The organism is Aeromonas sp. WP2-W18-CRE-05 (assembly GCF_014168615.1).
Classification (GTDB): Bacteria; Pseudomonadota; Gammaproteobacteria; order Enterobacterales; family Aeromonadaceae; genus Aeromonas; species Aeromonas caviae.
The window spans coordinates 2999642-3026435 of the sequence record NZ_AP021917.1; the positions used below are offsets into that span (position 1 = coordinate 2999642).

Annotated in this window: 17 protein-coding genes; 6 read left to right on the top strand and 11 right to left on the bottom strand. The window is 65.7% G+C overall.

All coding sequences use genetic code 11. The features are described from left to right. Positions 1 to 12 precede the first annotated feature (12 nt). Together H7R73_RS14055 and H7R73_RS14060 are read left to right on the top strand one after the other, a co-directional pair. Positions 13 to 1062: an amonabactin ABC transporter permease subunit 1 gene (locus H7R73_RS14055; protein WP_182951277.1), complete on the top strand. Its 1050-nt coding sequence runs from the start codon at positions 13 to 15 to the stop codon at positions 1060 to 1062. A 43-nt stretch (positions 1063 to 1105) separates the two neighbouring features. Beyond that, positions 1106 to 1924 carry an amonabactin ABC transporter ATP-binding protein gene (locus tag H7R73_RS14060; protein ID WP_103259982.1) on the top strand — a complete coding sequence of 273 codons (819 nt, stop codon included), beginning with the start codon at positions 1106 to 1108 and terminating at the stop codon, positions 1922 to 1924. 90 nt (positions 1925 to 2014) lie between these two features. Here the strand turns inward: H7R73_RS14060 and H7R73_RS14065 are convergent, their stop codons facing one another. Beyond that, positions 2015 to 2746, bottom strand: coding sequence for a 4'-phosphopantetheinyl transferase family protein (locus H7R73_RS14065; RefSeq protein WP_103259981.1), 732 nt, complete (start codon positions 2744 to 2746; stop codon positions 2015 to 2017). A gap of 185 nt (positions 2747 to 2931) precedes the next feature. On the opposite strand from H7R73_RS14065, the gene H7R73_RS14070 reads away from it, so the two are divergent. Next, complete coding sequence (locus tag H7R73_RS14070) at positions 2932 to 3870, top strand: ABC transporter substrate-binding protein (protein WP_182951279.1); 939 nt, start codon at positions 2932 to 2934, stop codon at positions 3868 to 3870. A gap of 205 nt (positions 3871 to 4075) precedes the next feature. Here H7R73_RS14070 and amoH read toward each other — a convergent pair whose 3' ends face one another. Genes amoH through H7R73_RS14105 form a run of 7 tightly spaced genes read right to left on the bottom strand, consistent with a single transcriptional unit; the run spans position 4076 to position 19558 of the window. Beyond that, positions 4076 to 5620, bottom strand: coding sequence for an amonabactin biosynthesis glycine adenylation protein AmoH (amoH, locus tag H7R73_RS14075; RefSeq protein WP_103259979.1), 1545 nt, complete (start codon positions 5618 to 5620; stop codon positions 4076 to 4078). Continuing rightward, positions 5617 to 11880: an amonabactin biosynthesis non-ribosomal peptide synthetase AmoG gene (gene amoG, locus H7R73_RS14080; RefSeq protein WP_182951281.1), complete on the bottom strand. Its 6264-nt coding sequence runs from the start codon at positions 11878 to 11880 to the stop codon at positions 5617 to 5619. The genes amoH and amoG overlap by 4 nt, the downstream gene beginning before the upstream one ends. 14 nt (positions 11881 to 11894) lie before the next feature. Next, positions 11895 to 12644 carry an amonabactin biosynthesis protein AmoA gene (amoA, locus tag H7R73_RS14085; RefSeq protein WP_103259978.1) on the bottom strand — a complete coding sequence of 250 codons (750 nt, stop codon included), beginning with the start codon at positions 12642 to 12644 and terminating at the stop codon, positions 11895 to 11897. Between the two features lie 20 nt (positions 12645 to 12664). Continuing rightward, positions 12665 to 15766: an amonabactin biosynthesis non-ribosomal peptide synthetase AmoF gene (gene amoF, locus H7R73_RS14090; RefSeq protein ID WP_103259977.1), complete on the bottom strand. Its 3102-nt coding sequence runs from the start codon at positions 15764 to 15766 to the stop codon at positions 12665 to 12667. Next, positions 15763 to 16671: an amonabactin biosynthesis bifunctional protein AmoB gene (gene amoB, locus H7R73_RS14095; RefSeq protein ID WP_041212928.1), complete on the bottom strand. Its 909-nt coding sequence runs from the start codon at positions 16669 to 16671 to the stop codon at positions 15763 to 15765. The genes amoF and amoB overlap by 4 nt, the downstream gene beginning before the upstream one ends. 17 nt (positions 16672 to 16688) lie before the next feature. After that, on the bottom strand, positions 16689 to 18368 hold the full coding sequence (locus H7R73_RS14100; RefSeq protein ID WP_103259976.1) for a (2,3-dihydroxybenzoyl)adenylate synthase: 1680 nt from the start codon (positions 18366 to 18368) through the stop codon (positions 16689 to 16691). After that, positions 18365 to 19558 (bottom strand): isochorismate synthase, encoded by a 1194-nt coding sequence (locus tag H7R73_RS14105; RefSeq protein ID WP_103259975.1) that lies wholly within the window; start codon positions 19556 to 19558, stop codon positions 18365 to 18367. Before H7R73_RS14105 ends, H7R73_RS14100 begins: the two co-directional genes overlap by 4 nt. A 320-nt stretch (positions 19559 to 19878) precedes the next feature. On the opposite strand from H7R73_RS14105, the gene H7R73_RS14110 reads away from it, so the two are divergent. Continuing rightward, positions 19879 to 20430, top strand: coding sequence for a lipoprotein (locus H7R73_RS14110; protein WP_039038906.1), 552 nt, complete (start codon positions 19879 to 19881; stop codon positions 20428 to 20430). A 146-nt stretch (positions 20431 to 20576) separates the two neighbouring features. Continuing rightward, positions 20577 to 22577, top strand: a complete 2001-nt coding sequence (locus H7R73_RS14115; RefSeq protein ID WP_042863724.1) for a hypothetical protein — start codon at positions 20577 to 20579, stop codon at positions 22575 to 22577. A 58-nt stretch (positions 22578 to 22635) separates the two neighbouring features. Here H7R73_RS14115 and glgC read toward each other — a convergent pair whose 3' ends face one another. Continuing rightward, positions 22636 to 23910: a glucose-1-phosphate adenylyltransferase gene (gene glgC, locus H7R73_RS14120; protein ID WP_039038908.1), complete on the bottom strand. Its 1275-nt coding sequence runs from the start codon at positions 23908 to 23910 to the stop codon at positions 22636 to 22638. 189 nt (positions 23911 to 24099) lie between these two features. Between glgC and H7R73_RS14125 the strand changes: the two genes are divergently transcribed. Beyond that, positions 24100 to 25737 carry an EAL domain-containing protein gene (locus H7R73_RS14125; protein ID WP_103254841.1) on the top strand — a complete coding sequence of 546 codons (1638 nt, stop codon included), beginning with the start codon at positions 24100 to 24102 and terminating at the stop codon, positions 25735 to 25737. Here the strand turns inward: H7R73_RS14125 and H7R73_RS14130 are convergent. Together H7R73_RS14130 and H7R73_RS14135 are read right to left on the bottom strand one after the other, a co-directional pair. After that, complete coding sequence (locus tag H7R73_RS14130; protein WP_010674428.1) at positions 25700 to 26194, bottom strand: hypothetical protein; 495 nt, start codon at positions 26192 to 26194, stop codon at positions 25700 to 25702. The two genes, H7R73_RS14125 and H7R73_RS14130, sit on opposite strands and share 38 nt — an antisense overlap. Before the next feature lie 147 nt (positions 26195 to 26341). Beyond that, complete coding sequence (locus H7R73_RS14135; protein ID WP_010674427.1) at positions 26342 to 26704, bottom strand: DUF2750 domain-containing protein; 363 nt, start codon at positions 26702 to 26704, stop codon at positions 26342 to 26344. Positions 26705 to 26794 lie beyond the last annotated feature (90 nt).

A 26794-nucleotide genomic window follows, 5' to 3' on the forward strand; every position in this document is an offset into this window, starting at 1 on the left:
GGTGCCACGCCCATGAAGAACTCTCTCTCACTCCCGAGCGGCACCCTCTGCCTTCGCCTTGGCAGCCGCACCCTGTTGCTGCACCGCCGCGCCTGGCTCATCACCCTGGGGCTCCTGGTCGCCCTCACCCTGCTCTCCCTGCTGGCCCTCACCCTGGGTTCCGGCAAGATCACCATGATGGGGGTGATCCAGACCCTGCTCGGGGAGGGAAGCCGACTCGATCAGGTGACCGTCTTCAAGATCCGACTGCCGCGCCTGTTGGCGGTGCTGGTGGCTGGCGCCGCCATGGGACTCTCGGGCTGCCTGGTGCAGACCCTGGTGCGAAACCGCCTCGCCACCCCGGACATGATCGGGGTCAACGAGGGGGCATCCCTGGCCATCATCATCTTCTCCCTCTATCTGACCCTGGGTACCTGGCCCTGGTGGGCCGCCCCCTTCGGCGCCCTGTTTGCCGCCGCCGTGCTCTATGTCCTGTGCAACAAGCCGGGGGAGCAGGGCTACCTGTTCGTGGTGATCGGCATCGGGGTCTCGGAGCTGATGAACGCCCTCGGCCAGTTCGTCATGTCCACCCAGTCCCTGGTGCACCTCACCAGCCTCTATCTGTGGAACATGGGCAACTTCGTCGGTCAGGGCTATGGCACCCTGCTACCGGTGAGCCTGCTGCTCCTGCTCATCTGTCCCTGGACCGTCTGTCTCTCCCGCTCCCTTGGCGTGCTGCGCCTGGGACCGGTCACCGCCCGAACTCTCGGGGTGAACGTGAACCGGGTGCAGCTCGGGGTGCTGGCCCAGGCCATCATCGTCGCAGCCCTTGGCACCGCCATCGGCGGCCCCGTGGTTTTCATCGCCATGGCGGCCCCCATCCTTGCCTCCTGGCTCAGCCGGGATCGCATCGTGCCGCTCTGGATTGCCGCCCTGTGCGGCGCCCTGATGCTGCTCGCAAGCGACACCCTGGTGCGGGTGCTGGCCAGCCCCCACGAAGTGGCTACCGGCATCATGACCCGCATTCTCGGCGGCCTGCTGCTGCTCTTCATCCTGCTCAAAGATCGCCAGAAGGCCGACTGACCATGGCATTCATCCATTTTCAATACAGACCGAGGGCCGCCCGATGACGCTCACCGTGAACCGACTCCAGTTCGGCTACCCGCAAAAGACCATCTTCAAGGAGATCTCCTTCTCCCTCCCCCGGGGCAAGCTGGTGGGGATCGTCGGCCCCAACGGCGGTGGCAAATCCACGCTGCTCAAGCTCCTTGCGGGACAGGAGCAACCCCGGTCCGGGGAGATCCTGCTCAAGGAGAAGCCACTCGGTGCCTATGGCGCCAGAGCCCTGGCTCGGGAGCTCGCCTATCTGCCCCAACGTCCCCTGGTCCCCCCCGGTATCCTGGTGGAGCAGCTGGTGCAATATGGCCGCCATCCCCATCAGGGCTGGTTCAATCAGTGGAGCGAGGAAGATGCCCGCATGGTGGACTGGGCCCGGGAGCGGATGCAGCTCGATGCCATCTGGCACCAGAGCGCCAGTTCGCTGTCCGGCGGTCAGGCCCAGCGGGTGTGGCTCGCCATGGTGCTGGCCCAGGATGCGGACATCATCTTGCTGGACGAGCCCACCAGCGCGCTGGACATCGGCCACCAGACCGAGGTGATGGAGGCCATCCATCGGGTCGCCGCCGAGGGCAAGACGGTGCTTATCGTCATCCACGATCTCGCCACCGCCGCCCGCTACTGCGACGAGCTGATTGCCCTGGGGGATGGCGCCATCCAGGCCATGGGCCCGGCCCGGGAGGTGGTGACCAAGCCCCTCATCGATCGCCTCTACCAGACCGATGTGGACATACTGCACGCCCCCGGCGACGGGGCCCCTGTCATCGTGCCCCGCCGACGCGCTGACGAAGTGCCCCGCCTGCGCACCGACCATGACGTGTCGGCCTGAGCAAGACCCTGTGCCAGAGAAAGAAACCGCCTGATGGCGGTTTCTTTCTCTGGGCTTTGCGTTGGCGTTATCCGGGCGCTGGTATCGTGCTCACAGCAGCAAGACGGTAAGCACGCCCCCCGGCAGGGCTTGCCAGTGCAGGGTGGCGCGCCAGCCGGCGGGCAGGGTCGGCGTCAGCGGGCATTTGAGCTCCAGAGTGAGAGTCTGCGCCGTCATGGCGAGCCAGCGGGCATCGAGAAAGTCAAAGTAGCGCCCCACCCGGGGATAGAGCCCCTTGAAGAGGCTCTCCTTGGCGGAAAACACCAGAGTCAGTCCCTCTGCCAGGCTCAGCTGGGCGTCGTGAGCCCCAGCCTCCAGCCGTCCCCACTCCTCCCCATCCATGATGCCGGGCCAGAGCTGCGCCCCTTGGTCGCCATCGAGCCAGGCCTCCAGATCCAGCCCTATTCCCTCCTGGCCCGGACGCACCGCACACAGGGCCACCCCCTCTCCCGCCAGCCGGCTGTGGCTGATGCTCCCCTCCACCCCCTCAGGCCAGAGTGGCTCCCGGGCCGCTCCGATGGCCACGCTGCATCCTGCAAGACCGAAGGGACGCAGGGCCTCACGGGCTGCGAGACGCCCTGCCAGAAACTCCCCGAGGCGCTTGGGGGCAGCCCCCTGCAATGAAGCAGGCAGGATGATGCCCTGGGCCCCAAAGCACTCCGGCGAGAAGGCGGCGGGCTCAAAACAGACCCGATGAAGAGGCAGCGTCTCCAGGCCCGGCAGGTACAAGGCATCGAATTGACGGACAAAGGATCCATCGAGTGAGGGACAACGAGGCAACATGCAAGGCTCCTGACAGGGGCCTGCGATGGTACCAAAGCAAGCCGAGGCCATGCCACAAATACAAATGACAACGCTTCTCACTTGCTTTGTGGTAGCATGTCCCCGCCCATTCGGGGCTGGCCGGGCGGCTCTCAGGCACTTTCCAAAGACTCCGGCCCACCGATTTCACCCATAAGGATGTCACCATGAAGATCTTCTCCCCGCTGGCCACCTTGCTCATGCTGGCCAGCCTGACGGGCTTCCAGGCCCAGGCGGGCAGCCGCCAGGTCATCGATGCCAACGGCCAGCCCCAGAGCGTCCCCGATGCGCCCCGGCGGGTCGTCGTGTTGAGCGAACTCGATCTCGACAGCGCCCTGACTCTGGGGGTGCAGCCGGTGGGCACCGTCAATGGGCGCGGCCAGTCCACCCTGCCCCGCTATCTGCTGGACAAGGCGGGCAAGGAGATCGCCGTGGTCGGGGATCTGGACAACCCCAATCTGGAGACCCTCATCGATCTGGAGCCGGACCTCATCCTCACCGGCCAGACCAAGCCCGAGCTGCTCGCCCTGCTCAAGGAGATCGCCCCCACCGTCGTCACCGGCAACTGGGGCGAGCCCTGGAAAACCGTGTTCGGTCGCAGTGCCGACGCGATGAACCGGGGGGCCGAGGCCAAGGCGTTCCTCACCCGGTATGAGGCCCGCCTGGCAGAGGCCCGCAGCAAGCTCGCCCAGCATCAGGGGGAACAGATGAGCATAGTGCGCTGGAACCCCAAGGGGCCGAGCTACATGCACGGCGGCACCTTTGCCAGCAGCGTGGTCACCGAGATGGGGCTCACCCGCCCCTCCCACCAGATTGGCGACAAGAGCCCCCACTCCCCGGCCCTGAGCCTCGAATCCCTGAACCTGCTGGACGGTGACTGGCTGGTGATCGGCACCCTCAGCACCAGCGGGGATGCGGTGGATGCCATGAAGCAAGCCGAGCAGACCCCGGCCTTCCAGCAGCTCGGCGCCATCAAGAGCAAGCGCTTCGGCGCCGTGGACGGGTCGCTCTGGACCTCCACCGGCGGTCCCCAGGCGGCCCTCAAGGTGATCGACGACGTCGAGCGCCTGCTGACCAAACCGGATGCCGCCCCCATCGCTCACTAATCCCCCCTCGGTTTACGGCCAACAAGAAGCCCGCATGATGCGGGCTTCTTTTTATCCATCGCTCTTACCATCCGGCAAGGCGACTACTCGGGCAATGGCAGCGCCTTTCTGTCCAGTTTGCCGCTGCCAGTCTTTGGCAGGGCATCCAGCAAGAGGATCCGTGCCAGCACCCTGTTATTGAGGCATCGAGCCTGCAAGCCCTTTGTCACCCCGGTAATGGCAGCGCCTTTCTGTCGAGCTTGCCGCTGCCAGTCTTGGGCAGGGCATCCAGCAGGATGAGCCGCGCCGGCACCATGTAGTGTGGCAGCGTCGCCTGCAGCCCCTTGCGCAGAGCGAGGCGATTGAGGGTCACCCCGCTTTTCGCCTCCACGTAGCCCACCAGCATGGCCTCGTCCCCCTCGCCCACCAGACGCACCGCCGCCTCCTGCACCCCGGCCTGGCGGCGCAGTCCCGCCTCCACTTCGCCGAGCTCGATGCGAAAGCCCCGCAGCTTGATCTGATCGTCGCGCCGTCCCAGATAGAGGAAGCGGTCCGCCCCAAGGAGGCGCACCCGATCGCCAGTGCGATAGAGGCGATGGGTGGCAAGGCGCAGGAAGGCGGCGCTGGTCAAGGCCGGCTTGCGCCAGTACCCCTCGCACAGGGCCGGGCTCTCGATGCAGAGCTCGCCGCACTCCCCCTCTGCCACCCGCTGCCCCGCCTCGTCCAGCACCCAGTGACGATAGCCGGGCAGGCTGTGGCTGATGGTGATCTGCCCGCCAACCGGCGGCCAGCGCACCTCGCTCACCAGGGACCAGACGGTGGCCTCGGTCGGCCCGTAGCAGTTCCACAGCCGCCGGGTGCGGGCACAGAGCTGCTCGGCCAGACCTGGGTCCAGCGCCTCGCCACCGCACAGGGCGGTGAGGGTATTGCGCCCCTGCCAGCCCGCCTTGAGCAGCATGCGCCAGCAGGCCGGGGTGGCCTGCAGCCAGTTGATGGAGGGGTCGGCCTCGAGCAGGGCCAGCATCCCCAGGGGATCCTTGTTGTGCTCACCGCCGGCCACCGTCAGCCGGCCACCGCCCCAGAGCGGCCCCAGCATCTCCAGCAGGGAGATGTCGAAGGCCGGGGTGGTGATGAAGAGCCAGTGGCAGCCAGGTGAAAGCCCGAGCCGCTCGCGGATCCCGTCGAGGAAGCAGAGCAGGGCCCGCCGGCTGATGACCACCCCCTTGGGCTCGCCGGTGGAGCCCGAGGTGAACATCATGTAGGCGGCCAGGGCATCATCCACCTGGGGCCAGGAGACGAGCCCTGCCGCTGCCGGGCCATCGAGGGTACGCAGCGGACAGCCGAAGGCGGGAGCCGGCCTGTCGCCGTCGCAGATCACCGCCGACAGGCGCGCCTGGCGGGCGATCCCCTGCAGCCGCTCCACCGGAAAGTCCGGCTCAAGGGGCACGAAGGTGAGGCCGAGCCGCAGGCAGGCCAGCAGGCTGGCCACCAGATCGGGGCTGCGGGAAAGATAGAGGCCGACCCGCTCCCCTACAGCCAGCCCCTGCAAGCGGGCGGCAATCTCGCCGACCCTGGCATTGAGCGCGCCGTAGCTGAGCCACTGCTCATCTGATCCACCCTCACTGATGCCCTCCCCGCCCATACGGGTGGCGGGGGCCAGCGGGCTGGCGGCCAGACAGGCCGCCAGCCGCGCCCCCAGGTTGGCCGCCCCCTCACGGGGGGCAGGCCGGGTTTGCACGAGCGGAGCCTTATGCTTGATGGTCACGGTCATAGCGCGGCCTCCGTTTGGCGCACCAGCCAGTGTCGGTAGAGCCGGCTGGGGGATGGATGGGCCTTGAGCATCTGCAGGGTGAGCGGCGCCCGCTCCTGGCCAAACGCCTCGTTGAGGGCCGCCAGCAGGGCGAGCTGCTGCACCGAATCCACCCCGAGTTCACACAGGGTCTGCTGCCAGATGCCGGGCACGCCGCACAGACGCTCCCACAGAGCCACCAGCACGCGGGCCTCGGCCGGCGGCTGAGCCAGGCTGGGCTCCGCCCTGGTGGCGGCCACCTGCGGCATCACCGGGGGCAGTGCCGTCGCCACCACACTGGCCGGTTGGCTCAGATCCGCCTGCGCCAGCCAGCCGAGCTCGACCAGCCAGTCAGCCAGCACCGCCTCTGCCCGTGCCTCGGGGATCTGCTCGCCATCGAACTCGAGGCGCAGCTGGAGCGTCTCACCCCGGCTGCTGACCACCAAGGAGAGCGGCAGCTCCACCTTCTCCACCACGGTGCCAAAGCGTGGCACCAGCTGGTGGGGTTCGGGGGCGACAGGGGCCGCCGGTATGGGGTAGTTCTCGAACACGAACAGACTCTGAAACAGACGCGCCCGGCCTTTGGTCAGTGCCGCCAGCGACTGGGTGCCGTGCTCGTTGAGTGCCATCAGATCGGCCTGCAACCGGGCGATATGCTCGGCCAGGGTCAGCTCGGTGCGCCACGCCAGGGCCAACGGCAGGCTGTTGATATAGAGCCCGACGCTCGCGGTGATCCCCTCGATGGGGTAATCCCGGCCCGGGGTCACGTTGCCCACCAGGGTGACGGCATCGCCAGAGCGGCGTGCCAGCAGACGGTGCCAGGCATATTGGGCCAACAGGCCTGCAGTCACGCCAAGGTCGCGGGCACGGCGCGCGAGCAAGGTCGCCACCTCGGCCGACAACGCCGTGGCGCACACCGCCGGTCGCTGCTGGGTATGGCGCCCGCTTGCGCGAGCGTCCAGCGTCACCCCGAACAGGCAGGCGAGATCGTTAGGCTTTGTTAGCAGCTCGCCACGCCCCTGCCAGTAAGCCTCGGCGCTGCGGGCTTGGCTGGCGATATGGCCGCCAAATTCGAGCCAGGCGGTATCCGGCTCGGCTTGTGGCAGCAGGCCGTTCATCAGCGCCTGATAGGCGCGATGCAGGGAGCCCAGCAACACGGGACCGCTCCAGCCATCCAGCACGCCGTGATGGGCGCTGAAGATCACCTTGTGGTGATCGGGGGCCAATTTGAAACAGGCAAGGCGCAGCAGGGGGGCCTGCTCCAGCGGGATCGGGCGGGCCAGATCCTGCTCGCGGTATGCCTGGACCCGTGTCTCTGCATTTCCCACCTCGGACAAGTCCTCATAGTGGAATGGCAACTCGGCGTGCTTGAGAATGCGCTGCAGCGCCACCCCGTCCGCCAGTACCAGTTCGCTGCGAAGGGCCGGCCAGCGGGCAATCTGCCCCTGCCAGGCCTGACGGTAGACCGCCACGTCCAGCGGCTGGTGATAGTCGATTTCGGTCTGCAGGTGATAGGCGTGATCCCGGGGCAGCAGCGCCCTGTGATGGAACATGCTCTGCTGAAGCGAGGTCATGGGCAGCAGGGTCTCCACCTCGCGCCTGGCCAGCACCCGATCGAGCCCAGCTTGCGAGAGGTCAAGCCCCGGGAAGTCGCTCGGGGTATGGCGCGGCGCCTTCAGGTTGCAGCAGTGCTCCACCAGCGCCGTCAGGTTGTCCGCCAGCCGCGCCATCAGAGCGTCGCTCCCTTGCTGGTTGAGGGCGCCCACCTGGCGCAGGGTGAGGCGGCCATCAAACACGCCCCCATGCAGACTGACCAGTTCCCGCGGCAGGTTGTCAGGGGACGTAGGTGCCCCCGGCGCCAGCGGCAGGGGCTGCCAGGGCTGAGCGGCCTCGCCCTGATGGCTGACCCCCAGGTAGTTGAAGACGATCAGGGCTTCGGGCAGTGCCCAACCACGGGGGTGGTGCAGTCGCAGGGCGTTGAAGCCCACCCCCTTGTCCGGCACGGCGCGCAGCTGTTCCTTGGTGGCGCACACCAGCGCATCCCACTCCTTGGCATCCGCCAGCGCCAGCGGGTAGGTGCTGGTAAACCAGCCGAGGGTACGGCTCACGTCCAGTTCAGCATCGATGGCCTCGCGGCCGTGTCCTTCCAGCATCACGCAGTGACGGCTGCCGTAACCCAGCTCGCTCAGGGTACGGGTCAGGGCCGCCAGCAGCAGGTCGGGCACCCGGGTAAAGTAGGCCTGGTTGGCGGCGTCGATAAGACGAGCCGTGGTCTCCTGACTCAGTTGCAGCAGGCTGGCGGCGGCACGGCCATCGGTGGCGCGCGCAGCGATCAGCAGGTGACCCTGGCTGCCTTCCCCCTGCGCCAGCCAGAAGCCAAGCTGATCCTCTTCCCGTTTGGCGTAGGCCGCGAGCCCCTCACCCCACTGGCGATAGCTGCTGCCCTTGGCGGGCAGCGGCTCACCCCTGCTCACCCGGGCCAGATCCTCGGCCAGGATGCGCCAGGAGACCGCATCGATGACCAGGTGGTGGAAGGCAAGGAAGAGCCCCTCCACCGTCTCGCCCTCCCGATCCCCCTCCAAGGAGAGATTGCGCAGGCGGGCCCAGGCCAGGGTGTGGCCGCTGGCAGGATCCAGATCTCCCTGCAGCTCGGTCAGGCGGGCTTGCAGCTCAGCCTCATCGAGATTGGCGGCATCCAGGGTCGGCAGCGGCGGCAATGGCAGTTCGGCCAGGTAGCGCTGGCCGGTCGGGGTCACCGCCAAGCGCAGGGCATCGTGGTGCTGGCGCAGGGCATTCAGCCAGCCGCGCAGGTCCTCATCGTCCACCCCGGCCGGCAGGCGCAGGATCACCCCCTGGTTCCAGTGACCGGATTTGGCAAAGCCCTGCTCGAAGAACCAGTGCTGGATGGGGTGGAGCGGGAACTCGCCGGTCAGGCTGCCCTGCTCGCTCCTGTGGCTGACCGCCTGCTGCTGGCCGAGCTGGCGGCAGAGGCGGCGCACCGTCTTGGCTTCGAACACGTCCTTCACGCTGCAGTGCAATCCCGCATCCCGCAACCGGGTGGTGAGCTGGATGCTGAGGATGGAGTCACCGCCCAACCGGAAGAAATCATCCTCCACCCCGAGGGGCTGCTTGAGCACCCCTTGCCAGATGGCGAGCACGGTCTGCTCCAGTTCGTTTTGTGGCTCGCCCTTGCTCTGCTGCCAGACGATGGCGGGCAGTCGGCGCAAGTCCAGCTTGCCGTTGGGGGTGAGTGGCATCTCGGGCAGCCAGCACAGGCGCGCCGGCACCATGTATTCGGGCAGGCACTCGCCGGCCCGCTGCAGCAGGGCATCGCCGTCGGGCTCCCTTGCCCCGGCCTGCAAACAGGCGTAAGCGAGCAGGCGCCCCTCCTGCACCACCACCTTGATCTGGCGAATAGCCGGGCACAATTCGGCAAGCCGGGTCTCTATCTCCCCCGGCTCGATGCGATAGCCGCGCAGCTTGATCTGCTCGTCTATCCGACCCAGATACTGGATGTTGCCATCGCGGCGCAGCAGGGCCCGATCGCCGGTGCGATAGAGGCGATGGGTTCGTGCCGCCAGCGCCAGCTCGATAAAGGCCTCCTGAGTGCGCTCCGGCAGATTGAGGTAGCCGCGGGCCAGCCCCAGCCCCGCCAGGCAGAGCTCGCCGGGCACCCCCACCGGGCAGAGGTTGCCCGCCTCGTCCAGGATCAGCGCCTTCAGGTGGTTGACGGGACGACCTATGGTGATGGGCGCCCCCGGGGTGAGCCGCGCGCAGAGCGCGGTGACGGTGCACTCGGTCGGGCCGTACATGTTGAACAGCGCCACCCGCTCCCCCCAACGCTCCACCAGGCTGCTCGGGCACGCCTCACCGCCAAAACCGATGGCCTTGAGGGAGCCGAGATCCGCCGGTGGCAGCAGGTTCGCCAGCAAGGCGGTCGGCAAAATCATGTGGCTGGCGCCCCGAGCGATCGCGGCACCGATCGCCCCCTCGCCCGGCTCGCCGAAGTGCAGGGCCGCGCCGCAGTAGAGCGGCAGCAAGCTGGTCATGTTGCCTGCATCGAACGAGAGGGACATGCAGTTGAACATGGCGCCACCCTTCCCAAGGGCGATGCGCTCGCCGTGATCCGCCATCAGGTTGACCAGGCTGCCCTGCTCCACCATGACCCCCTTGGGCAGGCCGGTGCTGCCGGAGGTGTAGATGATCTGCGCCAGCATGGCGGCGTCCCGGAGCAGTGCGGGCGTGCTGGCTGGCATCTTGTCCAGCGCAAGCCCGTGCAGATCGTGATACGCGGCCGTCGTGCCCGCCAGGGCCTCGCCAAGGCGCGGGTCCGGCACGCCGCCCAGCACCAGGCTGATGGATGCATCGCCCAGGATATGGGCCAGCCGCTCGGCGGGATAGGCAGGATCCAGCGGTACGTAGGCCGCCCCCGCCTTCCAGCAGGCGAGCAGGGCAACCACGAAGGCGACATCCCGTCTGGCCTGGATGCCGATGGCGGCGCCCGGGGTAACGCCCTGAGCCAGCAGCCAGTGAGCCAACCGATTGGCACGCACCTCCAGCTCGCCATAGGTCAACGATTGCGCGCCGTCGCTCACCGCCAGCGCGTCCGGCAACTGAATCGCGCGCCGCTCGATATGACAGAGCAGGGTGTCGCGGCTCGGGTAGTCAGGCGGCAAGTCGGCAAGCTCGGCGGCCAGGGCGGCCTGGTCGGTGCCCGCCTCCAGCGGCAGTTGCCAGATGTCGGTCTCGGGGGCCGCCACCACGGCGCGCATCAGGTGCAGCAGGCGATCGGCATAAGCCTGGATGGTCTCTCGCTCGAACAGGGCGGTGGCAAACAGCCAGTCCACCCTGACCGAATCCATCAGCTCGGTCACCTTGACCGAGATGTCGGTCTTGGCCGGCAACACAGGCGAGGTCTCCTCCACCAGCTGGCAGCCGGGGATGAGATCGTTGAAGTCCACCTTGGCCTGATAGACCAGCATGATCTGGAAGATGGGGTTGATGGCGGTGGTGCGATCCGCGCCGATGGCCTCGGCCAGCGCCTCGAAGCGGTAGAGCTGGTGATCGAAGGCCGCCAGATCCTCCTCCCGGCACTGCTGCAGATAGTCGACAAAGCTGGGCTTGCCGCTGAGTTGAGTGCGCAGCACAAGCGTATTGACGAAAAAGCCCACCAGCGACTCGATCTCGTGGCGCTCGCGATAGGCGAGCGGGGTGCCGATCACCACTTCCTTCTCGCCGCTCTGGCGCACCATCAGCAGGGCAAACAGGGCGTGCAGACCGATGAAGTTGGAGGTGCTGTGGCGCTGGCAGAGGCGCTTGAAGCTCTCCCACAGATCGCTCTCGATGGTGGAGAAGACCAGCTCGCCGCCGCTGTCCTGATGGGCCGGGCGCGGCTTGTCGAGCGGCAGACCGTGCACCTCGGGGCTGCCACCGAGCCGGTCGACCCAGAACGGCTTGAACTCGGCGTGATAATCGAGAAAACGCGGTGAGTTGAACCAGCGGGCATAGTCGATGTAGGTGAGCGGCAGCTCGCTCACCTGCAAGGGCTCGCGGTTCTGATGGGCAAGAAAGGCGCGCTTGAGATCCGCAAACATGTTCTTGACCGACCAGCCGTCGGAGATGATGTGGTGCTGGGTGATCAGCAGCACGTGCTCGCGGCTGCCCAGCCGAATAAGATGCACTCGGCTCAGATCCCCCTGGGTCAGGGAGAAGGGACGTCCAATCTCCTCGCGCACCCGGCGAGCCACATAGGCCTCGCGCTCAGCAATGGGCTCTGCGCTGACATCCTCTATCTGCAGCTTGAAGGGCGTGTGGGGCAGGATCTCCTGGGCCCCCCTGCCCGCCTCGTCCTTGATGAAGCGGGTGCGCATGCTCGGGTGGCGGGCAAACAGGTGGTCGAAGGCAAACTCCAGTGCCGCCGTGTCCAGCTCTCCCTTGACGCGAAAATAGACCGGCATGTTGTAGAGGTGGGAGGCCTCCTCGTATTGCTCGATAAACCAGAGTCCGCTCTGGGACGACGAGAGCGGCCCCTGCAAGGCCCCCTCTGAGGCGATAGGGGCCTCAAAGGCGGCACGGGCCGCCAGGCAGCGCACCAGCTCATCCTTGTGGGCCTTGATGGTGGCGCCGATGGACGGCGTCACCGCCTCCTTGCTCGACTGGGAGATAAGCTGGCCTTTCTCGTTCAAAGCCAGCTTCACTCCCTGCCGTTCCAGCTGTTTCAACAGCAAAATCATATTGTTCATCTGTATCTCAAGCCTCAGGCACTCAGGGTGGCGCCGCCGTCGACGACCAGATCCTGCAGCGTGATGTGGCTGGCCAGATCCGAGGCCAGGAAGAGGACGGTATGGGCGATCTCCGCCGGGGTGGCGACCTTGCGCAGGGGGATACCGAGCTTGAACTGCTCCGGCAACCCGGCAATGGTGCGGGCCATGGCCTCCTCGCTTGGCAGCATGCCGCGCAGCATGGGGGTATCCGTCGAGCCCGGCGACACCAGGTTGGCGCGCACGCCGAAGGGGGCCAGCTCCAGCCCCACTGTCTGGGTCAGGCTGGTGACCGCCGCCTTGGAGGCGCAATAGGCCGCCATCTGCATGCGCGGCACATGGGCCGCGTTGGAGCCTATGGTGACGATGGCGCCGCGCCGCTGCCCCTTGAAGTGGGGCACCAGGGCCCGCAGCAGATAGAAGACGCCGCTGGCGTTGACCGTCATGCAGTCGTGCCAGTCATCATCGCTTAAGGTCTCGGTGGGGCCGAGGCGCAGCACTCCGGCCCCGTTCACCAGCACATCGAGCCCGCCGTCCGCCAGCAGCGCTGCGCAGCAGGCGTTGACCGCCTTCGAGTCGCCGATATCGAGCCGCCGGGTGGCATAGGGGTAGTCGGCTTCGGGAAACGCCAGATCCAGCCCCACCACGGATGCACCGGCCGCCACGAACTGCGTCGCCACCTCGCGGCCGATACCGCGCCCGGCCCCGGTCACCCAGACCCGCTTGCCAGTGAAATCAAAGGCCATTGCTTGTTGCTCCTTATCCATCACCACACCATCTCCACGCTCTCTTCGTCCTCGGCAAGCAGGCCGTCGAGGAAGCGGCAGAAATCATCCAGGCGCGGGTGATCGAACACGTCGGAGACCTTGACCTGCACCCCGAACTCGGCGCCGAGCCGGTTGACTATCTGGATGGTCTGCAGGGACTGGCCCCCCAGTTCGAAGAAGTTGTCCGTGGGCGCCATGGTGGCGAGCCCCAGGATCTGCTGCCAGATAGCGCCGACCCGGTTCTCGGTCTCGCTGCCCAGGGTCAGGGCTTCGCCGCCCGCCTGGTAGGCGGCCAGCAGGGCCTTGCGATCCAGCTTGTTGGAGCCGGTGCGGGGCAGCTGGTCATAGTGGCGATAGTCGGTGGGGATCATGGCGGCAGGCAGCACCCTGGCCAGCTGCGCCTTGATGACCCTGCTGTCGCGCTCCGGCCCCGCCACGAAGGCCACCAGCCGGCGCACGCTGCCGATGCTCACCCCCTGCACGCAGGCCTCGTCCACCCCCGGCAGGGCCAGCAGCTGGGCCTCCACTTCGCCGGGCTGGATGCGATAGCCACTTATCTTGAACTCGTTGTCGCGCCGACCCAGATAGACCAGCCGGCCATCCACCAGGCGCACCCGATCGCCGGTGCGATAGACGGGCATCAGCTCCGCGCCAACCCGCAGGGTGCCAAAGCTCCCTTGCACGCCCCTTACATAGCCATTGGCCAGCTGCGGGCCGAGCAGCACCAGCTCCCCCTCGTTGGCGGGTTGCTCCCCCGCCCCCAGAATGAGCGCCTGCATGCCGGGCAGCGGCAGGCCGATGGGTAGCTGGGCCTGGCTCGGATCTTCCTGCTGCAGCTCCTGAGTGGTCACCACCACTGTGGTCTCGGTGGGGCCGTAGGTGTTGAACAGGCGCACATCGGAGCGGCCCTGACGCTGCCACTGGGCCAGCTGCTCGGGATAGACCGCCTCGCCGCCGATGATGACAGTGGTAAGCTCGGCAGGAATGTGGGCCTGACCCGCCGTCAGCGCCACCACCCACTCGTTCCAGAACGCGGTGGGCAGGTCGAGGTGGGTGATCCCCATCTGCTCCACCCCGGCCGCAAAGGCGGGCATGGATTCGAGCAGGGCGTCGGTGCGCAGTACCAGGGTGGCGCCGGCGCTCAAGGTAGCGAACACCTCCTCGATGCTGGCGTCGAAGTTGAAGGGGGCGAATTGCAGCATCCGCGCCTCTTCATCCAGGTGATAACGGCAGCGGGCGGCGGCGGCGAAGTGATCCAGCGCGCCGTGGCTCACCGCCACCCCTTTGGGCAGACCGGTCGAGCCCGAGGTGAACATCAGGTAGGCGACGGCGCGGCCGGCGGCCGGCTGGTTGAGCCGATCACCGCTCACCAGATCCCCCGCCAGCAGGGTGCGCCCCTCAAACAGGCTGGCCAGCTTGTGGCGGTACTCGGCCTGGGTGATCAGGGTCTTGACCTCCCCCAGTCGCAGGATATGGCCCTGGCGCTCCAGCGGCTGCTCGGGATCGAGCGGCACATAGACGGCGCCCGCCAGCAGCACAGCCAGCTGGGCGAAGATGGCCTGGGGGGTGCGGGCCAGCATGACCCCCACCTTGTCGCCGGGGGCGACGCCTGCGGCCTGCAGGGCAGCCGCCATCTGTTCGGATCTGGCCAGCAGCGCCTCGTAGCTGAAGCGGGCCTCTCCCTGCGCCGTGCTCTGAATCAAGGCAATCTTGTCCGGTGTCTGGGCGGCGAAGTGGCAGATCGCCTCCAGCACAGGCCGTGCCTTGATCACTTCATGGGAGGGGCCGGCGATCAGGGCCCTGGCTCGCTGCTCGGCCAGCCAGTCGGCCTTGAGCGTTCCCAGGGTCTGAGCAGGCTCGGCCAGCCAGCGGCCCAGCAGGGCAAACAGGGTATCGGCGATGACCGCCAGCTCTCCCTGCTGGTAGCAGCCGGGGTTGGCGTCCAGATCCAGTCTGGGCTGGCCATCGACGCCGACCTGCACTTCGATGGTGAGATCCTCCACCGGGCCGGCGCTGATGTTGAGAATATGGGCAGATAGCGGCCCGAAGCGGCGAGCGTGATCGAACGGCATGATGTTGACCAGCGGGCCGAACAGGCGTTTGTCGCCCCCCACCAGGCCAAGGTCGCGGCGCAACAGCTCGTAGCGGTAGTGCTGGTGTTTGCGCACCCCGCGCTTGGCCTTGGCCACGGCGCCGGCGGCCCCCGCCAGACTCAACCCCTCTTCGAGTTCCAGAGCAAGGGGGGTGATGTTCATCTGCATGCAGGGCACGGTCAGCGACGCCGAACCGATGCGGTTCATCATCATCAGGCCGAGCAGGGTCTTATCCTGGCCGCTCGACAGCGACAGCTGGGCAGAGATACCGGCCAGCAGCAGATCGGGCCAACCCAGCTTGTGCTCGTCGGCAAAGCCGGTCAGGGATTGCCAGAGCGCCGCCGGCAGTGGGCGGCTCTCGCGGATAAATTCGGCCGCGATGGGTGCGCGGGTCTCGCCAAAGGACTTCACCTCGGGCCAGCCTTGCAGCTGCTCCTGCCAGAAGGCGCGGGCGGCGTCGTTCTTGCCGCTCTGCTCGCGGCTCGCCTCTTCTGCCAGCACTTCAGCCAACGAGCCGAAGGGGGATGGGGAGTTCATCTCACCGGCCAGCCCCTCTGCATACAGTTCGGCGATGCGCTGGAACAGCAAGGTGGTGCCAAAGCCGTCGAGGGCGATGTGGTGCACGCAGCTGTAGAGATAATCGCGGCCGGGGCCGCGCAGCAGGGCGAAACGGCAGGGTGCCTCTTGGGTCAGCTCGAACGGGCGGCGCAGATCGGCCCAGGCCCAGGCGCGGGCCAGCGTCTCGTCATCGTGCTCGAGGGAGATTTCTTCATAGGCCAGGGGCAGCTCATGCGAGACGAAGCAGACCGCCTCCTTATCGTCTTCGAAGTGGCCCTTGAGCGCCTCGCACTCCCCTACCGCCTTGGCAAGGGCCGCGGCCAGCACGGCCGCCTCGACCTTGCCGTCGAAGGCGATGCACTCGGCGGTGTTGAACATCGCCTTGTCGTCGTTGAGCAGATGTCCGGACCAGAGCCCCTGCTGAGGTATGGTCAAGGGGAAGCGGTTCATGGGGTCACCTCCAGCGCCTGGGCTGCCAGCCTGGCCTCGATCAGGCGCCACCAGCCGTTGAGGGTCGGCAACTTGGCGAGATCCACGAAGCCGAGCTCGACCCCGGCGGCGCGCCACTCGGTGAGCAGGGCCATGATCCGCACCGAATCCAGACCGTAGTCGATGAGGTTCTCATCGGGGTCAAACTCATCTTCGTCCTCGTCGATATGACTCAGCAGCCGCGCCTTGAGCCCCTCATACGTCAGCAACGGATTGCTCTGGACGGCAGAAGCGGCAACCGGCGCAAGGGCCAGCACCTCCTCGCAGCGGATCACCTTGCCGCAGCGGGTCGCCACGTAGTCGAGCGCCATCTGGTGGTCGGCCAGGGAGAAGTCCGCCACCCCGTCCGCCAGGAAGAAGGGCTGGATGTCGCGCATGAAGGCGTCGCAGGCGGTCATCATGCAACCGATATGGCCGTAGATGCCGCCGATGATCAGCTGATCCCGCCCCAGCGCTTTGAGCATCTGCTCGAGCTCGGAGCGCTGGAAGGCGCTGTAGCGCCACTTGACCAGCACGGTGTCGTCCCGCTCCGGGCGCAGGGCTGCCACCACCTGCTGCTGCTCGGGCCGTTTGTTGAGCCCCGGGCCCCACATGTCGTTGAGCAGGGCGCGATCCTCAGGGGATTGATCCTTGGGCTGGGCGGTGTAGAAGACCGGGATGCCGAGGGCCTTGCACTGCTTGCGCACGGCGGCCAGGCGCTCGGTGAGCGCCGCGATCAGCGGGCTGTTTTCGCCATAGAAGGCGGTGAAGTACTCCTGCATGTCGTGGATCAGCAGGGCGGCACGTTTGGGATCCAGAGACCAGTTGACCTTGTTGGCCTTCCACTGGCTGGGCATGGCGTAATTGTTCAGGGTTGGGATAGCCATAACGTCATGATTCCTTACTAGTTTTTATGCTGTAGAGGCTGGTTGGCGGCGATGGCGTGCGCAATGCGTGCCCGCAGCCCCTGCTTGTCAATCTTGCCCACCGCCGTCATGGGCAGGGCGTCCAGGGTTTCGAAGCGGTCGGGCAGCTTGAAGTCCGCCACCCCGCGCTCGCGCAGAAACTTGCGCAAGGCCAGCGGCTTCAAGGCGGGATCCGTGCTGACGATGAAGGCGCAGCTCTTCTCCCCCATGGCGCTGTCGGGCATGGAGACCAGGGCCGCATGGGTAATGGCCGGATGGTGCAGCAGCTGGTTTTCCACCTCTTCCGCCGCGATCTTCTCGCCGCCCCGGTTGATCTGATCCTTCTGTCGCCCCACCACGGTGAGGTAACCATCGGCATCCTGTACCACCAGATCGCCGGAACAGTAGAAACCCTCGACATCGAACACCCGGGCGTTGTGGGCCGGGCTCTGGTAGTAACCGCGGAAGGTATAGGGGCCACGGGTGTGCAGGGCGCCAGGCTCGCCGGGGGCAACCGGATTGCCCGCCTCATCGAGGATGCGCACCTCGTCGTCCGGGCTCATGGGGCGGCCCTGGGTATGGATCACCTTCTCGTCGGGGTCGTCCAGCCGGGTGTAGTTGACCAGCCCTTCCGCCATGCCGAACACCTGCTGCAGCCGGCAACCGAGCAGCGGCCCAATCTTGCTGGCCACCGCCTCCCCCAGCTTGGCGCCGCCCACTTGCAGCAAGTCGAGGCTCTCGAGCTGGGTGCGCGCTGTGGGATCCGCTTCCGCGGCCTGCAGCCAGAGGGAGACCGCCGGCGGCACCAGCGAGGTGAGATTGACCCGGTGGCGGGCAATCAGCGGGAAACAGCTGATGGGGCTGGGATCGGGCGCCAGCACCACGGTACCGCCCGCCTCGAACACCCCCAGGGCGCCCGGGGAGCTCAGGGGGAAGTTGTGGGGCGCCGGCAGGGCGCACAGATAGCGGGTATGGGAGCCGAGGCCACAGATCTCATTGCTGCGGCGCACGCTGTAGTAATAGTCGTCATGGGTGCGCGGGATAAGCTTGGGAGTGCCGGTGCTGCCGCCGGAGAGCTGGAAGAAGGCCACCTCGTCTGCCGGAGTCGGGGCAAAGGAGACGGATGGGGTGACCCCCTCATCCCCCTCATCCCCCTCGCCAAGCCAGCGGGTCAGCCCCAGCCCCCCCGCGTCACCATCCAGCAGCACCAGCTCGGTGCCGATGCTTGTCAGCAGCTCGCTCTCGCGTCCCTTGCTCGCAAACAGCGGATGAGCCAGCGAGCCGATAAAGAGGCGCGGTGTGATCTGCTCGGCATAAGAGAGGAGCTCCAGTCGGTTGTGGCTAAAGAGCGCGTTGACCGGCGCAATGCCAGCCTTGAGCAGGGCAAAGAACACCAGATAGAACTCGGCCACATTGGGGAGCTGCACCAGCGCGGTATCCCCCACCCCCAGGCCGTGGCGGGCCAGATTTGCGGCCAGCCGGCTCGAGGCGGCGTCCAGCTCGCCATAACTGAAGCGACGCCCGCCGCAGAGAATGGCCTCGGCGTCGGGGGCCAGCTCGCACTGACGCGCCAGCATGGCGGTCAGCGGCTCGCCGCGCCAATAGCCCTTGGCGCGGTACTGCTGGGCCAATTCGTCGGGCCAGCGGGTATAGGGCAGGAAGCGGTTGGTATCGCTCATTGCGCCACCTCCAAATCCAGGCCCAGAGCTTTGAGCATGGTGCCCAGCTTGGTGCCGGTCTCGGCCCACTCCATGGCGGGATCCGAGCCCGCGACGATGCCGGCGCCGGCAAACAGCTCCACTTGATGGCCATCGAGCACGCCACAACGGATCACCACGGCCCACTCGCCGTTGCCCTGGCTGTCGCACCAGCCGACGATGCCGCTGAACAGGGCGCGCCGGAAGGGCTCCTGCTCGCGAATAAACTGGCGGGCGAGTTCGGTGGGATAGCCGCACAGGGCCGGGGTGGGATGAAGCTGGCAGGCCAAGGAGAGCACCGATGCCTCGCCGCCATTGAGCCGCCCGGCGATGGGGGTGCCCAGATGCCAGAGGGTATCCGTGCTCATCAGCGAGGGATGAGCGGGGATCGCCAGCTCGCGGCAGTGGGGGGTCAGCACCCGGCGGATCTCGTCGATCACCAACTTGTGTTCATGCTGATCCTTGCGAGAGGCCAGCAGATCCCGAGCCACCATCTCGTCTTGCGCCGGCTCGCTCGCCCGTCTGGCGGAGCCCGCCAGCGGGTGGGTGAACACCTCTCCCCCGCTGACCCGCAGCAGCAGCTCCGGACTGGCGCCCAGCAGGCGGCGGTCCTGGCCGAGCGGTAGAGAGAAGTGGAAGGCGTGGGGATTCTGGGCCATCAAACGGGCCATCACCTGCTTAGGGTCGGCAGGCTGGTGCAGGGTAAGGGTGAGTTTGCGCGACAACACCACCTTGGCGAGACGACCTTGTGCAAACGCATCCAGCGCCGCACTGACCGAGGCCTGGAATTCGCTGGCCGGCGGGGTGCTCTGCACCGAGATGACCCGGTTGGCCTCGACGGCCTGCTCTGCCATCGCCGCTGTCGCCGGCGCCTGTGCTGCCGGGATGGGGCGATCGCCCCGCTCATAGTGGCCGGGCACATAGAGGCAGGAAGCCTCTGCCGGGTCGAACGCAAAAGCACCGATCAGCAGAGGGTTGGTCTGGCCGGCAGCCCTGGCGGCATCGAGGGCCAGGGTTATCTGCTGTGCCAGCAGGGGCCACTCGCAGGCGGGGGTGGTGATGGGTTGCCCCAGGTCAGTGGCACTGATCGTGCCCTGACACGAGGTAAACAAGAAATCAGGCGACATCTTCGCCTCGGCAGGTGTGCCATTGTCCATTACTCGAGTCTTCACGTAACACCCTCAAAAAAGATTCAAAATGATAATGATTATCAGTTTGACTTTGTGCGGCGGTAAAATACTCGCTTTGAAATCGCGGGGTCAATGGGATTTTGCATCGTTAAAACAGGAGCTTGTCTGTGGGTATGTCGGGGATGACGCCAGGGCGGGCCTGCTGGCGGTGAAGGGAAATAGCTACTCGAATGAAAACGGATTGCCATCCCCATATGGGGGATGCGACAGAAACCGGTCAGGGCGGCCCCACTGGCGGCCAACCCGCTTTGCCTCTAAGATGGCGCCACCTCTTGTGACAGCCCCGAAAATGGAACCCTCCCATGTTGAAACACCTGCTTCTGCTTCCCTTCGCCCTGCTGCTGGCGGCCTGCTCGCTGACCCAGTACAGCGTCAGCGAAGGGGAGATCAACCAGTACCTCAAGGAGCGAGTCGCCTTCGAGAAACAGCTGGGGATCCCCGGCATCATGTCGAGCAAGATCCGACTCGATGACATGCAAAGCCGCATCGGCCGCAGCCAGGCCGACAAGGTCGAGCTGGATGCCGCCGGCGAGCTGCAGGTGGCGAGCCCCCTTGGCAGCCAGCAGATGAAGATCCGCCTCTCCCTGCGGGCACGCCCGGACTATGTGGCGGAGCAAGGCGCCATCTATCTGCGCGATCTCGAGCTGCTCTCCGTCAAGACCGAGCCGGCGGACGTGGGCACCGCCCTCTCCCCGCTCTTGCCCACCTTCAACCAGTCCCTCTCCCTGTTCCTCTCCCAGACCCCCGTCTACCGGCTCGATGGCAGCCGCCAGAACGAGGCGCGGATCAAGGAGAAGGTCGAAGCCCTCAAGGTGGAGCCGGGCCGACTGGTCATCCCCTTCAAACTGATGTGACACCTGCCGCCGCGCTTCTCCTCTTCACCCCACCGGGGCGCGGTTTTTTTCTTCTCAAGCCCCGCCCTTTGCCCCATAATGCACACCATTCTCATTTAGATTCATGAGAAGCGTCATAATAAAATCAACAATATGGTGAGAAGGACATGAGAAAAACCGTACTGGTGCAGGCGATCGCCTGCGCACTCCTCAGCAGCGCCGCACAGGCTGCCGTCAAGGTGGAGGACAAGACGTTCAACACCGCCGCCAACATGCTGGCCTACACCGAATTCGAGCTCTCCGGCGAGCCGCTGGCCGAGGCCCTCGGTCTGGATCTGGATGTGCTGGACGCCAACCGCGCCGACGAGCCGACCCCGTTCGACTTCGCCGCCGGCATCGAATCCTATGAATACTCCGAAGAGGCAATGTACGCCCTCAACTACCAGTCCGGCATGGGCCCCCATCTGGTCAACGGGCCGCAAAACCAGGCCCGTGGCGGCACCCTGGCCGACCTGGGCAAACGGGTACTGGCCATGGCCGAGGCCGTCGGCTTCCCCGCCGATGAAATTCCCCAGGGCATGTATCCCCTCTCCCTGCCCTACGCCTCCGCCAACCCGGAGTTCGCCCAGGCCGTGAACGCCACCCCGGTCAACGGTGACCAGATCACCATCAAGACCGCCAAGGGCAACGAGAAGAGCGTCAAGACCCAGGTCCCCGCCTACTTCCGCGACTACGCCACCCTGCGCTGGAGCGGCAGTGACAACCTGCTGGTCCCGGCCGCCGTGGGCGGCATCCTGCTCAAGGAAGTGATGTGGTCCCAGGATTTCCTGGGGGGCATGCACGTGGCCGAGACCGATGAAGAGGTGGAAGCCGCGTCCGCCACCATGGATCAGGACGGCAAGCACAAGCTGGGGGTTTCTGCCGCCGACGGCTTCAACGGCATGATGCTGACCGAGCAGTCCATCGACAAGCTCGCCATCCTGCAGGGTCAGCTCGGCTTTGACGGCAAGACCCTGGGCGCCAAAATCACCCCGCAGTACGATCCGGCCAAGGGGGTTGTCTACTTCCCTCATCAGGTGAAGGTGACCGAGACCAGCAAGAACGACGCCGGTGCCATCGGCAAGCTGGAGGTCGTGGACGGCTCCGCCCAGTTGCGCGACGCCTGGATGCTGCTGTGGCCCCTCTCCGAGTTCTACGCCTTCAGCGATCAGCGCACGGCCAACACCAATCAGAACCCGGCCTTCCACGCCGTGTTTGACGGTGCTCCGTTCGCCGCCGCTCCGGCTGCCAACCAGACCAACGATCTGGGCAAGGCGGTGGCGGGCAGCGATGCCTTCTCCCTGGCCCTGAACCTCTCCAACCTCACCTTCAAAAACCTGCAGGCCCTGCACTTCGAGCCCAAGGCCGGCACCCTGGTCGACAGCTGGCAAGCTGGCAAACAGGCCGGGCACGTCACTACCTTCGACGCCGCCTACGCCCTGGTCGCCCTGCAGATCTTCCAGCGCGCCCAGGATGCGCTGCCGGTGGGTTACGCCGCCGGTGACAATGGCGAGCTGAACCTCAAGACCCCACAGGGTGAGCAGGCGATCGCACTGGTCCGCAAGCAGGCCGATTTCATCCTCGCCAACCTCAAGGGCAAGAATGGCCTGGTCCATGACGGTCTGACCCTGGGCGGCAAGCTTGACGCCGGTCAGTCCATCGACGCGCAGTTCGCCGCCATCCGCGGCTTGACCGCCGCCTTCCTGGCCACCTCGGATGCCAAGTACCGCACCGCGGCGCGCGAGCTCTTCATCGCCGCCGACAAGGCCTACTTCAATGCCAAGGCCGGAACCTGGCTCGCCGGCAAGCAGGGTGAATACACCCCCTGGACCCAGGCCGCCATCTCCGGCGCCCTGCGCTCTGCCATGCTGAACCTGCGCAACGAAGGGGCCGAGAAGGCACCCGAGCTGGAGCTGGCCCAGCTGACCCAGCGCTACGTGAGCTGGTTCCGCGGCACCGTCAACGGCGGCATGCAGATGGCCGAGTGGATCGGCGACTCCGGCGAGAACGTCATCGAGGGTGCCGGCAGCGACACCGACGAAGATGGCGTCCCGCAAGTGACCGCCGCCGGTGGCAAGCATGGCACCGCCATGGTGATGGCCGGCAAGGCCCTGGTCAGCGAGAAATAAATCGACCACCAATAGAAAGGGAGCCCAGGGCTCCCTTTTTTTGTCTGTGTCGACAAGGTTAGCCGAGCTTGGCCAGCATCGGCTTGGTCACCAGCACGATGCCCTGCTCGGAGCGGTAGAAGCGGCGTGCATCCTCGTCCGCGTTCTCCCCCACCACCAGGCCGTCTGGCAGCTTGCACCCCTTGTCCACCACCACCCGGCGCAAGCGGCAACCAGCCCCGATCTCGACCCCGGGGAAGATCACCGCCTGATCCAGGGTACAGAAGGAGTGCACCCGCACGTTGGTGAACAGCACCGAGTTGAGCACGAAGGAGCCGCTCACGATGGAGCCCCCCGCGAACATGGAGTTGATGGTCATACCGTGCTGGCCGTTTCTGTCCTGCACGAACTTGGCCGGGGGCGACATGTTCTGGCTGGTCCAGATGGGCCAGTTCTCGTCATAGATGTCGAGCTCGGGCACCACGGAGGCCAGGTCCATGTTCGCCTCCCAGAACGAATCCAGGGTCCCCACGTCGCGCCAGTAGGGTTTTTGCCCCTCCTTGGCCCCGACACAGGACATGTTGAACGGGTGGGCAAAGGCCTTGCCCTCCCCCACGATGCGCGGGATCACGTCCATGCCGAAGTCGTGCTTGGACTCCTGGTTGTGGATGTCCTCTTCCAGCAACTGGTAGAGGTACTCCGCCTCGAAGATGTAGATGCCCATGGAGGCCAGCGAGCGATCCTCACAGCCCGGCATGGCGGGCGGATTGGCCGGTTTCTCCACGAAGGCGCGGATCTTGCGTTGCTCGTCGATGTCCATCACGCCGAAGGCCGATGCCTCGCAGCGCGGTACCTCGATACAGGCCACCGTCACCTTGGCACCGAGGCGCACGTGATCCAGCAGCATGGCGGCGTAGTCCATCTTGTAGATGTGATCCCCTGCCAGCACCACGATGTACTTGGGACCGTAGTCACGGATGATGTCGACGTTCTGGTAGATGGCGTCTGCGGTGCCGCGATACCAGTGCACCTCGTCCACCCGCTGCTGGGCGGGCAGCAAGTCGATGAACTCGTTCATCTGGTAGCGCAGGAAAGACCAGCCCGATTGCAGGTGGCGCAACAGGCTGTGGGACTTGTACTGGGTCACCACACCCACCCGGCGGATGCCGGAGTTGATGCAGTTGGAGAGCACGAAGTCGATGATACGGAATTTGCCGCCAAAGTGGACGGCGGGCTTGGCGCGGTTATCGGTCAACTGCTTCAGGCGGCTGCCCCGTCCCCCTGCGAGCACCAAGGCCATACTCTGATTCAATAGTTGCCGTGCTTTGGCGGTGTCTACGGGTTCTAGCAACATATCTACCTCTGCTCTGTTGGGGCTGTTTTCAACCCATCTTCGCTTTTTTTTACAGACCATGAAAGTGTTTTCACTCACATTTAGTTGCATTCCGCCGGCGCTTTATCGTGGAGTTGCGTGAGTACTCATGTTTTGCGCCAGCGACTTGGTTAGAATTTCTACATCATGAACATCATCAAGGATGAAACGATGTTGAATAAACATGAGGGAAACCTGCTGCTGGTCAGCGCACTGGTCTGCATTCCCATGCTGCTGTTGCAGGGAGTGCTGCTCGCCCCCCCCGCCTCACCGCTCACCCTGCTGCTGGTCCTGATGACCACCCTGACGGGATTCGCCCTGCTGCTCTTTCTCACCCACAGCGTGCGCCGTGGGGAAAAGGCAAGGCAGGAGCAACGCTGGCTGCTGGCGCTGCAGCAGCGGGATCCCGCCATGCTCGACAGCGTACAGGCACAAACGGCTCTGCGCCAGCTCCTTGCGTCCTTCAATGAGGCCGAGATCGATGCCCACCGCCAGATCACCGAATTGCACAATCAGGCGACCCGGGACGAGATGACGGGCCTTGGCAACCGCCACGCCTTCCGGCGCGATCTGACCGAGCTGCTGCAACAGGAAAATACCCAGACCGCCATCCTGGTGCTCATCCGCGCCACCGAGCTCGGGACCCTCAACGCCCAGCGCGGCTTCCAGTCCGGGGATGCCTACATCCGGGACATCGCCGCCCTCATCAGCCACACCGTCAGCCGCTTCCCGGGCCACCGGGTCTATCGCATCTCGGGGGCCGATTTTGCCGTCCTGCTGCCCCCCCTGGCCCAGATCCCGCCCCATCTGCTGGGACGGGATCTGAAGCTCGCCTTCGATCGCTATCAGCACGATCACGAGCTCGAGAGTGCCGCCTACTCGGGCATGACCCGCTTAAGCAGCGAGCAGAAGATAGAGGCCATTCTGGCCCGGGCGGATCTCGCGCTGGCCCGTGCCCAGACAGAGGTGGTCAATGGCTGGGCCATCCAGCAGAACGACGAGGTGGTCGAGGTGCAGGGTCAGCGTCACTGGACCCAGGTGCTGACCGATCTGCTGGAGCAGGAGAGCATCAGCTTCACCTGCCAGCCCATCCAGCCCCTGCATCGCGGCATGCTCGCCTACCACGAGATCTATCCCCGTTTCAGCAGCAGCGACGGCACCGTGCTGCCAAGCGATACCCTGCTCGCCATGGCGCAGCGGCTGGACATGGTACTGCGCCTGACCCAGATGGTGATCCGCCATGTCATCCGCCAATACCGCGCCTTCGGAGGCCACAACAGCCGATGGGGTCTCAATCTGCCGGGCTCCCTGCTGCAAAACAGCGCCTTTCTCATCTGGCTGGATCACCAGTTGCAAAAAGACCCCGACATCGGGGCCAATCTGGTGTTCGAGCTCGACGAGGAGCACCTGGAGCGCAACCTGACCGGGTCCAGGCGGCTGTTCGAGCTGCTCAGGCGCCACGGCAGCCGCTCGGCCATCTGCAACTTCGGCAAGGGGATCGGCTCCTTCAGCCTGTTTCGCGAGCTCAAACCCGACTACATCAAGCTGGACCCCGGTCTCATCACCGAGCTGGAGCAGGATCTCACCAATCAGCAGTTCGTGCGGATGATCGTCGACGTCTCCCATCGCATGGGCTGCCTGGTGATCGCGGAAGGGGTGGAACAGATAGGCCAGAAGCAGATGCTGCAGAGCATGTATGTGGACGGCTTGCAGGGCTACCTCATCGCCCGGCCCCAGGAGCTGGGGCCGGAGATCGGTCAGATGGGGATCTTCACGGAGACGGTTTCAGCTTCAACAGGGTCAGAATGATGTCGTTGAGCTGGCGATAGCGCTCCAGCTCCTTCTGATCGTAACGGGTCGCCAGCATGGTCGGGTTGTGGCGATGCTTGAGGTAGCGGTTGATCTGCAGGCGGTTGAACCCGGCCACCTTGTAGATCTGGCCGAGCAGGGCATTGAGCTCGTCGTCCGCCAGCCCGGCCCGGGTCAGGTAATCGGGTTGGGACGGGCTCTCCTGGCGGGCCGTGACCTTCTCCAGCTGGCCACGCTCCTGCAAATAGGTGAGCCACTGCTCCACGTAAAGCGGCTTGCAGCCCCCCAGTAGATTGAAGTACCCCACGGCATCGCAGCGGCACCCGCTCAGCAGCACCAGGGCCAGCTCGTCGCTGTCACACTGAAAGCTCACCGGGCCGCTCTGGCTCCAGTCCAGCGCCTGCACCTGGATCCTCCCCTGCGCCCCCGCCTTCGTGGTCACGTCAAAGACAAACATGGCACCTCCCGATCGGCAAAGGGTTGATGATGACCCATCCCCGGGACGGGTGCAAAGGCAAATCGCCTTTTCATGGCCCATGGCGGCCATAAAAAAACCGGCCCCCCGAAGGGGGCCGGTTCATCACAATCCGGCAGGACGGCAGACTCAGGCGTCCAGTTCCACCAGCGCCTTGGCCAGCTCGATGGGCTCGAGCTCCTGGCCTTCCAGATCGGCGTTCCAGTTCGGGCCGACCAGCACGTCGTCCTCGTCCAGATCGTTGATCCAGATGTCCAGGAACTCTTCGAGCTCGATCACTTCCGGCTCGTAATCCGCCCACTCGTCCACGCAGTGCAGGCGGGCATCCCCTTCGGCAGACCAGAGCGGCATCACGTCCGCATCTTCGAACTCGGCGGAGCGGCACACCACCCAGTCTTCACCGTAGCGCAGACCCCACACCTGACCCGACTCGCGGACTTCTTCGATGAACAGCTGGAAATTGGCGTCAAGATTGTCAGTTAGTTTGCTCATGGGGTCTCTCTCTTGCAAAGCAATGGCAGGCTGTCGGCCAGGGCTGGCCGAGAATGGGGCAGATGGTGTCCCAAAAGCCCCCCAGACTCA

What these genes read in the sequence shown, in the direction of transcription:
- H7R73_RS14110 (WP_039038906.1), top strand. Translation starts at nt 19,879, where the DNA reads ATGTTGAAACACCTGCTTCTGCTTCCCTTCGCCCTGCTGCTGGCGGCC.
- H7R73_RS14135 (WP_010674427.1), bottom strand. Translation starts at nt 26,704, where the DNA reads ATGAGCAAACTAACTGACAATCTTGACGCCAATTTCCAGCTGTTCATC.
- H7R73_RS14065 (WP_103259981.1), bottom strand. Translation starts at nt 2,746, where the DNA reads ATGTTGCCTCGTTGTCCCTCACTCGATGGATCCTTTGTCCGTCAATTC.
- H7R73_RS14100 (WP_103259976.1), bottom strand. Translation starts at nt 18,368, where the DNA reads ATGAGCGATACCAACCGCTTCCTGCCCTATACCCGCTGGCCCGACGAA.
- amoB (WP_041212928.1), bottom strand. Translation starts at nt 16,671, where the DNA reads ATGGCTATCCCAACCCTGAACAATTACGCCATGCCCAGCCAGTGGAAG.
- H7R73_RS14060 (WP_103259982.1), top strand. Translation starts at nt 1,106, where the DNA reads ATGACGCTCACCGTGAACCGACTCCAGTTCGGCTACCCGCAAAAGACC.
- H7R73_RS14130 (WP_010674428.1), bottom strand. Translation starts at nt 26,194, where the DNA reads ATGTTTGTCTTTGACGTGACCACGAAGGCGGGGGCGCAGGGGAGGATC.
- amoF (WP_103259977.1), bottom strand. Translation starts at nt 15,766, where the DNA reads ATGAACCGCTTCCCCTTGACCATACCTCAGCAGGGGCTCTGGTCCGGA.
- amoH (WP_103259979.1), bottom strand. Translation starts at nt 5,620, where the DNA reads ATGACCGTGACCATCAAGCATAAGGCTCCGCTCGTGCAAACCCGGCCT.
- glgC (WP_039038908.1), bottom strand. Translation starts at nt 23,910, where the DNA reads ATGTTGCTAGAACCCGTAGACACCGCCAAAGCACGGCAACTATTGAAT.
- H7R73_RS14055 (WP_182951277.1), top strand. Translation starts at nt 13, where the DNA reads ATGAAGAACTCTCTCTCACTCCCGAGCGGCACCCTCTGCCTTCGCCTT.
- H7R73_RS14125 (WP_103254841.1), top strand. Translation starts at nt 24,100, where the DNA reads ATGTTGAATAAACATGAGGGAAACCTGCTGCTGGTCAGCGCACTGGTC.
- amoA (WP_103259978.1), bottom strand. Translation starts at nt 12,644, where the DNA reads ATGGCCTTTGATTTCACTGGCAAGCGGGTCTGGGTGACCGGGGCCGGG.
- H7R73_RS14115 (WP_042863724.1), top strand. Translation starts at nt 20,577, where the DNA reads ATGAGAAAAACCGTACTGGTGCAGGCGATCGCCTGCGCACTCCTCAGC.
- H7R73_RS14070 (WP_182951279.1), top strand. Translation starts at nt 2,932, where the DNA reads ATGAAGATCTTCTCCCCGCTGGCCACCTTGCTCATGCTGGCCAGCCTG.
- amoG (WP_182951281.1), bottom strand. Translation starts at nt 11,880, where the DNA reads ATGAACAATATGATTTTGCTGTTGAAACAGCTGGAACGGCAGGGAGTG.